The organism is Vallitalea okinawensis (assembly GCF_002964605.1).
GTDB classification, from domain to species: domain Bacteria; phylum Bacillota; class Clostridia; order Lachnospirales; family PQDH01; genus Vallitalea_A; species Vallitalea_A okinawensis.
Map to the genome: position 1 here is coordinate 862,762 of NZ_PQDH01000002.1, position 13,221 is coordinate 875,982.

The following is a 13,221-nucleotide window of genomic DNA, read 5'->3' on the forward strand; positions in this document are numbered from 1 at the left end:
AAAGTCAAAACCATGCTAATCATTAATTATCAGCATGGTTTATCATATCTATCTCATTAATGCGTATTCCATAACCATAACTGGGAATAGTGTGCATGACCAACCATAATCCCTAATACTCTGATACCTAATTCTAAAGTCGTAGGGTTCTATTGCAGGTCCTTTTCTATATAGTTGACAAGGTGATACTGTATTTGTTGAATCATAAAATTCATAAATAACCCCATCATGTAAGTACCATTGGGTCATTATCTCTATTGTTTTTTTCAAAATTTCATCGGCTAGCTTGTTATAACCATAATCTTTTAACCCTTTGATAATCATATAGTTATAATTGATCCACACTGGACCTCTCCACATATCTGTACCAAAGGTAGGGTCATCTAAAGATATACTAGGAATAGGGAATGTTGTATTAAATTCATTAACATCCTCTAGATGCTTCACTAACCATTCGGCATGTGGGGGTTCACAAACACCTGCAAACAACGGTAAAAAAGAAGATACAGCCTTTACCTTCTTAAACTGCCCATCAGCTATAATTTTATCATAGTAAAAATGATCTTCTTCATCCCAAAGGTGTTTGTTAACAGCTTCTTTAATACTATTGAATAGTTCTGTCCAGTATTGCTGATCATCTTCTAAACCTAATACACCAGCAATTTTAGCCATAGTGTTAGCTTCTTTAGCCATAAAGCATGAAAAATCAATGCACTCCATTAATGTGACATCATCGAATCTTGGTGAGTTATCCATGCCAGACTCACCACATCTACACTTATCATCATTTTCTATGAGCCATTCAAAAAGGTTATTCTTATTACTATCTCGCTTCTCCATATTCCAGTGTAGATATTTCTTAAGTTGATCGTATGTCTCTTCCAGAATATTTTTTTTATCTGTAAATTGGTAGAGTTCAAAAATACCATAAGCAATTATTGGAGGTTGTGTAATATCTGAATGATCATAAGGTGTTGCCATATGAGGTATAAAGCCATCTTCTTTCTGCATATCTAAAACAGCTTTAATGCTATCATAGGCAAGTTCCTTAGAGATAAACTTGTTTCCTATACTATGAAATACAGAATCCCAAAGCCACACTTTTTTGTGTGGTAAACGATCCGGAGTAGTATGACGAGTTTTGAATATTCCTTCTGGTGTGTAGACTTGAGTTTTCATTACTGAATAGCACTTATACACAGCACGCTCTATAGATTCATCTAACACCTCAAAATTTGGAAGTTGATAGAAGAAGCTTAACTTGTCAGCAACGACCCCATCTACTTCAACAAGCAATGCGGATTTCGCCTTCTCTATGGCATCTTCTTTTGATTGATTGCTATATGAAAAAGCATACTTGATGCAATCATTTGACTGATCTTTCACTAAAACAGTATACTCTTCATCAATAGAGATAACGGTCATATCGTCTTGGTACTCTAATTGTACATCGCCATCTGCAAATATGTAAGGAGCTGCTGCTGGTGTAGTGATACCGACTACTGTATCTTGAGAATAGAATGCTAACACAAGCTCTTTTTCTACTTTCGTAATCTTCTCCTGTAACTGTGCTTTAATCATATCTGAAGCAACTAATTCGTAATGGATATCTCTAATGTTCTTTAATCCAAATCTCAGCTGTCTTCTCGTCTTTGTATGAAAAGTAACCCCTATTCCATCAGCAGACAGCGTTCCTACTAAACTATTTTTATAAGTATTTTCTCCTTCTAATCCTGAAAAAGCAAACAGACTTCCTGGACCCCAAATATTAGGTAAGTTCATAAGTATACCTCTCTTTCGATAGTTCTGATTCATTGAATACAGTCATTATAAAATATCAAAAAGCCTTTTCATATAAATGATCATGCTTAAAATTTATATTATTTTGCTTTTTGTATATGACTTTGATATAATATGGGCAATTAATACTACAATAAGAGGTATATTATGGAGAAGATTCAAGAAAAAGATGAGCAATTTTTTAGAATGACCATTCAAAAGGATAAAGATTGCCTTGTTCATCCTCATTGGCATGAACACATAGAATTTATCAAAGTACTGAATGGTAAAGTAGCTATTAATATTGATCAAAATCATTTTTTAGCTACAGAAGGAGATATTATCTATATCAGCAGCCGACGTATGCATTCTGTCTATTCAGTTTCAGACTCTAAGGCTTCAATTATGGGAATGGTATTCGATAGGTCTTATTTATCAAATGTCATTGAAAGATATGATACAAGCCATATTTATTCTATATTTGCTACGACTAAAAAGATGGAGAATCATATTCAATCTTCACATGTTCTATGGCAAGTATTGAATGAATGTATAGAAGGTGCTTTCACAGAATTTACTCATCAAGATATCATGTTTGAAATGTCTATTAAAGCCTATGTTTATAGAATTGTTTCTTCATTAATAAGGTACTATAAAAACGACATAATAGGTCATGAGCAATTTACTAAGCTTGCCCATGACTTTATGGCCTTAAAACCTGTGTTAGATTATATCGATTGTCATTTTAATGAGAAAATATATACAAAGGATCTATGTCAATTAGTTACTATGAGTCCATCTCATTTCACAAGGTATTTCAAGAAAGTAACAGAGGAAACACCTATGGCATACATTAATCGGATTAGAATCAATGCAGCCATTAAACTACTTAGAGATACTCAAAAATCAATTGCTGTTGTAGCTGAATTGACTGGATTCTGTAATATTAACTATTTTGATAAGATGTTCAAAACTAAGGTTGGCTCTACACCTCTTGAATACAGAAACAAAAGTCGGGATAATCGATAAGTAATTATCCCTTTACCGCTCCTGACGTCATACCTGATAAAACTTGCTTTTGCAAGAAAAAGTATAATAATACAACCGGTAAAGAAGTTAGTAGTACATCTGCAAAGACTAAATGCCAATCGGATGCCTTTTGACCAAAGAAGAAATAAGCAGTCATAACCATCGTATATTTTTTAGGATTATTTAAGAAAAATATAGATGCATTAAAATCATTCCAAACCGCCATAAACGTTATAATAAGTACAGTAATTGTAATGGGCTTCAATAAAGGAAAAATAATCTTAAAAAATAACTTCAATGGACTGCATCCATCCATCACTGCTGATTCATCTAACTCCATAGGTATACTTTTATAAAAGCCTACGTATAAGAATGTGGCTATGGCAAAGTTTAATGTACTTAATACGAGAATAATGCCCATAAACCCACTCGTCAGTTGCAATTTCTGAGCTAAAAAATATATATTCACCATTGATGGGGGTATGATTAATGCTAAACTGATGATTTTATAAATATTTTGTACTAAAGCAGTTTTCCTTCTCTGAACAATAAATGCAGCCATCCCTGAGGTAATGATAACAATAGTTACTGTGATAACAGATATGAAAACACTATTAGTAAATGTTTTTAATAAGTTGATTTCCTTAATTAATTCAGTGTAGTTAGCTACTATAAGCCACTCCTTTGGCAACGTTAACCTCATCTCTGCAGCAGAAGCTGCATCTTTAAAAGAATTGATGACTAACATGTAAACTGGTAATAAAACTGAGAAACTCAAAAGAATACATATAATTTCGGATATGAAGTATTTTTTCTTTCTTGCCATCATAATTCTATTTCCTTCTTTCTAAGATATGAATGTACGCTTAATGAGATGATTGCAATGATAATACTTTGAATGAGAGTGGCAGCGCAAGCTTCACCATACCTACCAGATGCAAAAGATCTATAGATTAATGTTGCAAAAACTTCTGTAGATCTTCCAGGTCCTCCACCTGTTGTAGCCTGTATAATACCAAATACTTTCAATCCACCAATTAGACTGACCACTATGGCATTATTTAATGCAGGCATAATAAGAGGTAACGTAATATGTTTAAATTTCATAAATTCACTAGCACCATCTATATCAGCCGCTTCATAGTATTGCTTATCAATTGTTTGTAAGCCAGCTAAAAGAATGACCATGTTGAATCCTGTCCATTGCCATATTTCTACAAAGGATACTGAATAAATGGCAATACTTGGATCGGTTAACCACTCTCTTACGAGAAAATCTAATCCAATGAACCTTAAAGATTCATTGAGTAAACCTGTTATAGGATGAAATATAGCAGAAAAAATGAGACCTACCGCTACTGTATTCAAAATTGCAGGCATAAAAAAAACAGTTCTTAAATAATTGCGCGTTCTTAGTTTTTGATTTAAAAAAATTGCTAAAACCAAGCCGTTGATTACTTTAAAAAATGTTGTAATAAATGCAAATGTAAATGTATTCTTAATTGAATAGATTAAGCCACCATCTACAAATAGATTCTTAAAATTTTCTACCCCTGCCCACCGTGTAGTAAATATATCCCAATAAGTAAATGAATATGCTAGCATTTGTATACTAGGTAATATAAAAAACACTGTTAACAATAATACTCCCGGTATTAGCATGTATAAAGGGTACCGTCTTTTACTTAAATAATCCACTCCTATTCAAATCCTTTCATATGATAATTAAGTCAGGGAAATAAATTGGTTAGTTATAAAACTAACCAATCTCTTTCGTCATCTATTTCCAGTTAGGATCTCCACTTGCTTTTGCTGTCTTACCATACTCGATATCTGCAGCTGTAAAAATTTCTTCTACTTCCCTACCACCAGCAAAGTAATCTTGGATATAAATATCAAATGGAGGAGATGGATACTTAAATTGATTGCCATACCATATATTAACCTTACCTTCGTCTTGCCATTTTTTCATATCTGCAACGGCAGGCAGTAAGTCTGATGTTACTCCTTTACAAGTCCATAATCCAGGTTGATTATCAGCAAATAGTTGTTGAGTATCTTTAGAACCTAAGTATTCAATGACATTCATTCCAGCATCTTTATCACAACCAGCGGTCATCATAAATGCGAATGGAGCAAATTGACTACTACGTCCTTCATCTTCAAATGGAATGGCAAAAGCACCGATATCAGTTGCTTGATCTGGGAATTTCTTATTGATTTCATCCATGACCCATGTTCCTTGGAAAATCATAGCTACATCGCCATTAGCTAAAGCCTTCTGTTCCTCATCATAGGTTCCAGATAAAAAAGCTGGTTGAACATATCCTTTATCGATAATGCTCTTATCTTTTACTAACGCATCTTTCAAAAGTTCTAATTCAGAGAAATGAAGCTGATTACTGTTAAGCTTTTCATAGAGTTCCTTTTCAGGCGTAACAGCATATTCTCTAATAAATCCTTCATTCAGTACCATGGTTAGAGCCCACGTATCTTTTCCTGGGTAATAAAATGGAACTTTCCCTGCTTGTTTGATTTCTTCGCAAACAGCCATTAACTCTTCCCAGCTAGTAGGTACTTCAACACCTACTTCTTCAAAAACTTTCTTATTATAAAAAGTTCCAACAAGAACAGCTGGGTCAATTGGCATCCCTACAATCGTATCATCATAGGAGTAGAACTGTGATCCTAAAAGTGCTGAATCAAAATTTTCAACCCAATCACCACTGATATCTTGTATTTGTTGACGGCCACCAAGTTTCATCTCTACATCATAAGCACTTTGATATTCAAAAAAATCTGGGTACTCTCCTGCTGCAAACCTGGTCTTCATAATTTGATCACCCTGTTGGCTACCGGCTATCTTTTCAATTTCTAACTTAAACCCTAAACTCTCTGCATTATCTTCTATTTCAGCTTCTACAGCTTCCCACCCTTTTTTATACCATTCAGTGAACATTAGAACAGAAAATGTTTCAATTTCTTCTGGACTTTCATCCTTTTTATCCTCTTTAACACTAGAGTTTCTTTTTACTTCCGTGGTTGATGCATTTCCCTCTTCAGCTACTGTATCTCTCTGATCACATGCAACAAATGTCAACATCATTATTGTAATAAGAAACATACTAATAGCTTTTTTAAAATTCCACTTCATATATAACCCTCCTAAATTTATTTGAGCCTTAACTCTAAATAAATTTTATAAAAAATAGAATACTCAAAAAATATAAATTTTCAACTTAACACTACAATTTTTTAATCAGTAGTCCTACCTTGCTGGATATATGCCGTCGGTGTAAAACCTGTTTTCTTCTTGAATAAGCTCAAAAAGTAGGTGTAATTTCTAAAACCACTCTCCATAGCTGCTTCTTTTATGTTCATCTTATTTAATAATAAGGTCTTAGCTTTATTGAGTCGATAATGTTGCAAATACTCTGAGAATCCCACACCAACTTCATTCTTAAACAAGCGACTTAAATATACCGAACTAATATTGGTGTCTTTAGCAGCAGTATCTAGTGATATATCCTGTTTAAAATTCTCCTTGATATACTTAATTGTCTTTTTTACATGTCCTGAATATGCTGACATACTATCACAAGCAATCTCATTAGCAATATAGATGTATAAATCTAATAATCTCTCTTGTAGCTTTTCAACTATCTCTAAAGTGTTGATTTTACTCAACTTATTTTTAACATACTCTCTTGTTTCCTTTGTGAGATAAGATTCATTTCTTTTACAAACTCTTAGTAAAACCCCTACTAACTCGTTCACTAGTATTGTATAATCCTCTCTTAATAGCGTATAAGTTTTTAATTCTGAGAAGATTTCATCCATACATGCCCTCAATTCCTCTTCCTTACCTGATTCAACAAACTCTATCAGCCGCGTCTCCTCTTTCAAGGAGATTCCATATAATCCATCATGATCAGTTGATTTTATAGGATTCATGACATACTTATCTTCAGTATAAATCTGCTTCTCTAACTGCATAACTAACATGTCGTATTCTTTATTGATACTCAACAAATTATGATGAATGGACGAATAAGAAAATTTTGCTCCAATATTTAAATATTTTTTCATACAAAAGGCTATTTTTTGCATAAGACTATTGATACTTTTATAAACACTATTTTCACTCCATACTTCCCTTAGTGATAAGAGTACAGCATATTTTTTTGGCTCTACCTGACTAATAAATCCATTTTTATTCTCATCTAAAATATCTGTAACGATATTAAGTATAGAAAACTCTATTAGTGATTGGTCTCGAACTCCTTCACTACCGATAGTTGAACCTTCTGTTATAGAAAAAACAATAATAACCACTCTATTTAGCTGCATATAAAGCCCAAGAGCTTCAATATCTTGCTTAGCTTCTTCCAAATGCTTGTAACTGCCTGTTAGGATCTTATTCATTAATCTACTCTTCAATATATTCAAATCTGTTGCAATACTGCTTCTTAACACAATAGAACTTCGCTTTTTCGCATAAACTTCTCTAGCCTTACTCAGTGCATTAATTAATGTTAACTCATTCAATTGATGCTTTAGTAAATAATCTAACGCACCTTTTTTTAAAGATTCTTTTACATATTCAAAATCATCATAGTTACTTAACATAATTAACTCGCCCTTAAATTCTGCTTCAGCTAATTTGTTTTGTAGGGTTATTCCATCCATTTGTGGCATTCTAATATCTGATATAATGATATCTGGAGCTAGTCGTTTTAAGAGCCTCAATGCCTCATACCCATTACTAGCTTCTCCAATTAAAATAAACTCTTCAGCTTTTTGATTAAGAAGGCTTTTAATATGTGCCCTAATAAGATAATCATCATCAACAATCATAACATTTAATAACTTAGTCATTTTCTTCTTCCCCCTCAATTAAAGGCAATGTTATTTCTGCAATTGTATGACTAAAAGGCTGGCTTTCATATTTGATCCCAAAATCTTCTCCATAGTTTAACTTGATTCTAGTCATTACATTATAAATACCAATACTTTTCGAATCATCCTTTTCTCTATATAATGTCATGAGCTGTTGTTCCGTCATCCCCCTACCGTTATCCTGTACACTGATTTTTAACGTATCATTTTCTCGATAAATCTTAGTAATAACGACACCCTTATATTCTAAACACTGTAAACCATGCACTAATGAATTCTCTACAAGAGGTTGAATGATTAACTTCAATATCTTGAAGTTTTGTATTTCATCCTCCATATGAATTTTAAAATTGAATTGATCATGATATTTATAACTCTGTATATCTAGGTAACTTTGTAAGTAGCCTATTTCTTCATGTATGCTGATCAGATGACGCTGGTCCAAGTACATGTGCATGAGTGAAGATAAACCATCACTTACTTGTGTTATATTCTTAGCTCCTTGCATAACGGATAAAAACTTGATGGTGTTCAACGTATTCATTAAGAAATGTGGATTAATCTGAGATTGCAAAGCTTTAATTTCTGACTTGGTTTTTAAGCGCTCACTAATCTTTATCTGATTAATTAATCGTTGTACTCTTGCAGTTAATAAATTAAATTGATTGGCTAACTCACCTACTTCATCCTTGGATTGAATAGTTACAACTACATCCAGATTATCTTTATCTATTTGTGTCATGGCTTTATTGAGCTTTGAGATATTTTTTGTGAGGATATAAGAGATGATATAGATAATACAAACTCCAACAACACTAATCATTATGGAAAAGAGACTAGCCAGTTCTTTTCCTTCATTAAACTTTTGAAGTAAAATATCTTTTGGAATCAGATATATGGATGTCCAATTCACAAAGTCGAATTTTTCATAAAGTATGAGGTATTCTTGATTTCCTAATTCTACTGAAAAGTTTCCTTGTTGCTCCACGAGATTACTCTTAATTTTATCTATATCCTGCTCTTCTAAGATTCTATTTTCAGTGGTTTCCAATACATACTCATTATTCTTTTCATCGATAATCAAATAGGATCCCAATGACTCTAAATTATTATTGATCTCATTAATAAGACTATCGCATTTTATATCTGCAATAACATAACCCAGTTTACCTTTATAATTCGTAATTGGTCTGGCAATTGTTATCACTTTATTCTTATAACTCTTTGTATCGTTAAGGTAAATATCATAATTATGGGGATTAATAATAATTTTATTTGTATCGCTAACTGCAATATCTATGTACCATTCTTGACTCTTCAATTCATCTAGGGGCATTATCGTTCCTGTTGTATAGTATTCACCTTCATGATTAAACACCATCATCCCATGAATATAGGGTTTAAAAGCACTTAGATAACTTAATAGATTTCTAACTTCTTTTGTTTGATTAATATAACTTACGCCATCCAAATCAGTTTCGGTGTCCATGGCATTAATGATGGTATCTTGGTCCAAAGCGATAATGGTAGTAACAGAATAGACATCCTTTAATATATCTTCCAGTGAATTATTGGATTTAACTAAGATATCATTTGCATAGACGATTGCAACCTCTTCTGCATAGTTAGACGTGATTCTAGACCACAATATGATCATAAAGATAGAAAAAGATATAAAAACGGCTAAGGTGGCACACACATATTTCATCTTAATGCTCATTTTAACCTTCATTATGCTCCCTCCCCCTAAACCACCCCACTCTATATGGGTTATAAGTTCTATTATAATATAATGTGAATCATCTTTCCATAAACCCTAGTTAACGTCATAATATTCCAGATTAGCACTGGTGACTACCTTCTATAAGATAGTAAAATGCACGGATAAAGGATTTATCCGCGCATTTTGCATCTCATGAAAGATTCATAAGTATTATTTTAGCATATAATTTATTGTTGGTAACTCAATTTTTTTAACATTCAACTATAAATATTCTACCTACTTTATATTTTATAGATACTTACTAAATCAGATAATTCGTTTATAACCTGATCTAAATTTTGAATAGAGTCAGCGATTTCTTCAAGGGTTGCAGTTTGTTCCTCAGCTGATGCACTGATTTGTTCAGATGCTGCAGCTGATTCCTCAGATACTGCTGAAATATTCTGGATAGCTACCAAAGTATGATCCTTACTTTTTATTATTTCGTCAACATCTTCCTTAATCATCTCCATTTGTTGGTGAGATTGATTAATGGATTTGGTTATTTCATTGGAAGTCTTTCTAGTTTCTAATATGGACTTATCAACTTCTTTAATAATAGCTCTATTATTATCCATATAATCATTTGTATTATTGATAATAATCGTAATTTCATCAAGGATCTGTTGTATGTTATGAGTGGCTGAACTAGAATCTTCCGCCAGTTTTCTCACTTCTTCTGCGACAACTGCAAAGCCTCTACCATGTTCACCTGCTCTAGCAGCTTCTATGGCTGCATTTAATGCCAATAGATTTATTTGTTCGGATATAGAATTGATTGTATCTATTATTGTTAAGATTGAATTAGATTTATCAGCTAAGTCATCGACACTTTTTGCTACGGTGATAGTTGATTCAGTATTTTCTTTAAATCGTTTTTCAAGTTCTTGTATGGATAGAATCCCTATTTTATTTCTATCTTTTATGTGATATGTATTTTCTACTGTAATCTTAAGTTTGTCAGTAATATCTTGTATCTTCTTCGCAAGACCATCTGTTATTTCTAAACTAATACTACTTTCTTCTGCTAACTTATTTGTCCCTAATGCTATCTCTTGAATCGTTTTAGAAACCTCTTCACTTGAAATAGTTACTTCTTCTGTTGACTCTGATATGAGTTCTGAAGAACTATTAATCTGATTAACTGTATCAATGATTTTCACAGTCATGTTCTTCATACTTTCAATCATCTTATTAAAGTTGCTACTAAGTGTACCTATTTCATCCTTACTTTTAACTTCAATATGTACATTTAAATCACCATCACCTACTTTATTCATATTGTTTATTAGAAAGTTGATGGGCTTAATAACTTGTCTATTGATTAACATGAAAACGATAATGTAAATTAAAACAACTGTGATAATTAGAATAATGGAGCTTTGCGATATAATTTTATAATAAACACCTATAAAGTCTGATTCTGGATAAACCACTACAATAATTTTATCTCCAATATTTCTATATGTTGCATATGTATTAGCACCATTATATGTGTACTCAAATTTGCCCTCTTCATCATTGAAGAGATTCTGGCTCCATTCAAACTCTGTAATGTCATCACCTATTTTATTAGGATCCTTATGAGCTATTGTTATACCATTGTGATCAACTGCATAAGCATAACCAGATTGGCCTACCTGCACTTCTTCTATAAGCTGTTGTATCTCAATTCCAGCTACTAGTTGCTCAACTGCCTCTGGACGAATACCTATCTGTACAATTCCTTTCTGATCTTGTCTTGCCACACCTATGTATTGGAATAAAGTTTTATCTGTTCCTCTTTCTGTTGGCTCTTGAGCTAAGACAAAATTCTTATCATCAAGAATTTCAAGAAAAGGCTTAGTTTGTTCTGTGGTTTTAAAGTCAAAACCATAAAACTCTTCGATATTACCAGATACTAAAACACCATCACTATCAGTTACATGTATTTCGTCAACCTGAAGTTCTTTTGCTAAAGCTTTCATTCTATACGCTGATAAATAATAATCAGGATTTTCTTTAATTAAATTAGAAACTGATTTAGCAATGGCAATGTTCTGGTCATCTAAAGCTTTTTGTATCGTTACTATGACTTGCTCATTAGATTCTATGGTATTATCAAGGGTATTTAATTCGCTGTTCAACTGTGAATCAATCATATGCCTGATCAAATTGTCCTTAACACCAACAAAAATAAATGAAGCAATGGTCGTTATTGAAAAAATAACAATTACAATAACTGGTATCAAAAGCTTGTTTTTTAGTTTCATAGTCATTCCCCCTAGTAAATAAAAATGTCCCATCTATTTAATATATCGAACTTTTCCCATGAAACTTGATATAATATTCGGTTTTTTATCAAATTTTTATAATATAAGACAAATATATCGTTCTAAAGTTGTAGGTGATATAACCAAACAGATCATAGCTAATGGTAGTCTAAATTTTCTAAGAGAGTGTATTGGTTTGTTGAAGACTAAATTTATGAAGTGTAAGAATGATACTATATGGGAATGGTTAATAAGTGAATTATACAAGCAGCATATTACTATAACTTTGTAATGAGCTACCTGTATAAGCTAATTAGTTGATATCACGAACAATGGCAGTTAACTCTATATTAGATACTGTGACTTTAACGAAAGAGGGATTAACTATAGGAGCTGGTGGTGGAGTAATTGCGATACCTATTGGACCATCACCTACGGGTACAGTCTGAATGACCATATTATCTGATAAACGGATTACAGATACATTATCAGAGCTAAAATTAGCAACGTATGCAAATTGTCCGCTTGGAGTTATTGCTATACCAAATGGGAAAGATCCGACAATTATGGTCTGGACGACCATATTATCTGATAATCGTATTACTGATACAGTGTTGTCAAAAGAATTAGTTACGTACGCAAATTGACCATTGGGAGTTATTGCAAATTCAGTCGGAGCATCACCAACAGGTACAGTCTGAATGACCATATTATCTGATAAACGTATTACTGACACAGTATCGTCCAATCGATTTCCAACATAAGCGAACTGTCCATTAGGAGTTATTGCTATACCAAATGGAACAGTTCCCACAGCTATAGTTTGAACGACCATATTATCTGATAAACGTATTACTGATACAGTATGAGTAAAAGCATTAGTGACATATGCAAACTGGCCATTAGGAGTTATTGCTACTTCTATAGGGAACGTTCCAACAGGTATAGTCGCTACCACCATATTAGTGGATACTTGGATTACTGATACAGTGTCATCTGATCTATTTGTAACATATACAAACTGCCCATTTGGTGTTATTGCTAATCCAGAAGGGCCATTTCCAACAGATATAGATTGAATGACCATATTATCCGATAACTGAATAACTGATACATTGTTACCGTTTTGATTTATAACATATGCAAACTGCCCATTAGGAGTTATTGATATTCTACCAGGAGCATTACCAACAGGTACAGTATTAATGACCATATTATCCGATAACCGTATAACTGATACATTGTTATCGTTTTGATTTGTAACATATACAAAGGATTGAAATGACATAATAAAACACCTTTCATACTAAGATTTGCTTGTTACTACATTATATTCAATAATTTGTACAAGCGTTATTTATATATGGGGATCAGCAAAAACACATTAATTATATACATATAAGAAATATGTTATGAATTAAACGTCAATAAAAGTTCTGTTTAGAGAAGGGAGAAAGGTATGGGTCAGACAAATAATTTTGATAATAAAAAGAGACTCTT

Annotated in this window: 9 protein-coding genes; 1 reads left to right on the forward strand and 8 read right to left on the reverse strand. The window is 32.6% G+C overall.

The window, feature by feature from the left end; all coding sequences use genetic code 11:
* Positions 1-48: 48 nt before the first annotated feature.
* Entirely contained in the window at positions 49-1,782 is a 1,734-nt protein-coding gene (locus C1Y58_RS08855; protein WP_157950027.1) for an amylo-alpha-1,6-glucosidase, read from the reverse strand.
* A gap of 165 nt (positions 1,783-1,947) precedes the next feature.
* On the opposite strand from C1Y58_RS08855, the gene C1Y58_RS08860 reads away from it, so the two are divergent.
* Positions 1,948-2,808: a helix-turn-helix domain-containing protein gene (locus C1Y58_RS08860; protein WP_105615654.1), complete on the forward strand. Its 861-nt coding sequence runs from the start codon at positions 1,948-1,950 to the stop codon at positions 2,806-2,808.
* Positions 2,809-2,812: 4 nt separating this feature from the next.
* Here the strand turns inward: C1Y58_RS08860 and C1Y58_RS08865 are convergent, their stop codons facing one another.
* The 7 genes from C1Y58_RS08865 to C1Y58_RS08895 all read right to left on the reverse strand — a co-directional run bounded on the left by C1Y58_RS08865 (position 2,813) and on the right by C1Y58_RS08895 (position 13,009).
* Positions 2,813-3,637: a carbohydrate ABC transporter permease gene (locus tag C1Y58_RS08865; protein ID WP_105615655.1), complete on the reverse strand. Its 825-nt coding sequence runs from the start codon at positions 3,635-3,637 to the stop codon at positions 2,813-2,815.
* Positions 3,634-4,440, reverse strand: coding sequence for a carbohydrate ABC transporter permease (locus C1Y58_RS08870; RefSeq protein WP_242985373.1), 807 nt, complete (start codon positions 4,438-4,440; stop codon positions 3,634-3,636). The genes C1Y58_RS08865 and C1Y58_RS08870 overlap by 4 nt, the downstream gene beginning before the upstream one ends.
* 148 nt (positions 4,441-4,588) lie before the next feature.
* Positions 4,589-5,962, reverse strand: coding sequence for an ABC transporter substrate-binding protein (locus C1Y58_RS08875; protein WP_105615657.1), 1,374 nt, complete (start codon positions 5,960-5,962; stop codon positions 4,589-4,591).
* Positions 5,963-6,063: 101 nt separating this feature from the next.
* A complete protein-coding gene (locus tag C1Y58_RS08880; RefSeq protein WP_105615658.1) occupies positions 6,064-7,686 on the reverse strand; it encodes a response regulator transcription factor in 1,623 nt (540 codons plus the stop codon).
* Complete coding sequence (locus C1Y58_RS08885) at positions 7,679-9,439, reverse strand: sensor histidine kinase (RefSeq protein WP_105615659.1); 1,761 nt, start codon at positions 9,437-9,439, stop codon at positions 7,679-7,681. Before C1Y58_RS08885 ends, C1Y58_RS08880 begins: the two co-directional genes overlap by 8 nt.
* A 272-nt stretch (positions 9,440-9,711) precedes the next feature.
* Positions 9,712-11,721: a methyl-accepting chemotaxis protein gene (locus C1Y58_RS08890; RefSeq protein WP_170311557.1), complete on the reverse strand. Its 2,010-nt coding sequence runs from the start codon at positions 11,719-11,721 to the stop codon at positions 9,712-9,714.
* Between the two features lie 313 nt (positions 11,722-12,034).
* Positions 12,035-13,009: a beta-propeller fold lactonase family protein gene (locus C1Y58_RS08895; protein WP_105615661.1), complete on the reverse strand. Its 975-nt coding sequence runs from the start codon at positions 13,007-13,009 to the stop codon at positions 12,035-12,037.
* Positions 13,010-13,221 lie beyond the last annotated feature (212 nt).

Excerpts from the sequence above, each read along its gene's own strand:
- C1Y58_RS08880 (WP_105615658.1), bottom strand. The coding sequence starts at position 7,686 with ATGACTAAGTTATTAAATGTTATGATTGTTGATGATGATTATCTTATT.
- C1Y58_RS08860 (WP_105615654.1), top strand. The coding sequence starts at position 1,948 with ATGGAGAAGATTCAAGAAAAAGATGAGCAATTTTTTAGAATGACCATT.
- C1Y58_RS08885 (WP_105615659.1), bottom strand. The coding sequence starts at position 9,439 with ATGAAGGTTAAAATGAGCATTAAGATGAAATATGTGTGTGCCACCTTA.
- C1Y58_RS08865 (WP_105615655.1), bottom strand. The coding sequence starts at position 3,637 with ATGATGGCAAGAAAGAAAAAATACTTCATATCCGAAATTATATGTATT.
- C1Y58_RS08890 (WP_170311557.1), bottom strand. The coding sequence starts at position 11,721 with ATGAAACTAAAAAACAAGCTTTTGATACCAGTTATTGTAATTGTTATT.
- C1Y58_RS08875 (WP_105615657.1), bottom strand. The coding sequence starts at position 5,962 with ATGAAGTGGAATTTTAAAAAAGCTATTAGTATGTTTCTTATTACAATA.
- C1Y58_RS08855 (WP_157950027.1), bottom strand. The coding sequence starts at position 1,782 with ATGAACTTACCTAATATTTGGGGTCCAGGAAGTCTGTTTGCTTTTTCA.
- C1Y58_RS08895 (WP_105615661.1), bottom strand. The coding sequence starts at position 13,009 with ATGTCATTTCAATCCTTTGTATATGTTACAAATCAAAACGATAACAAT.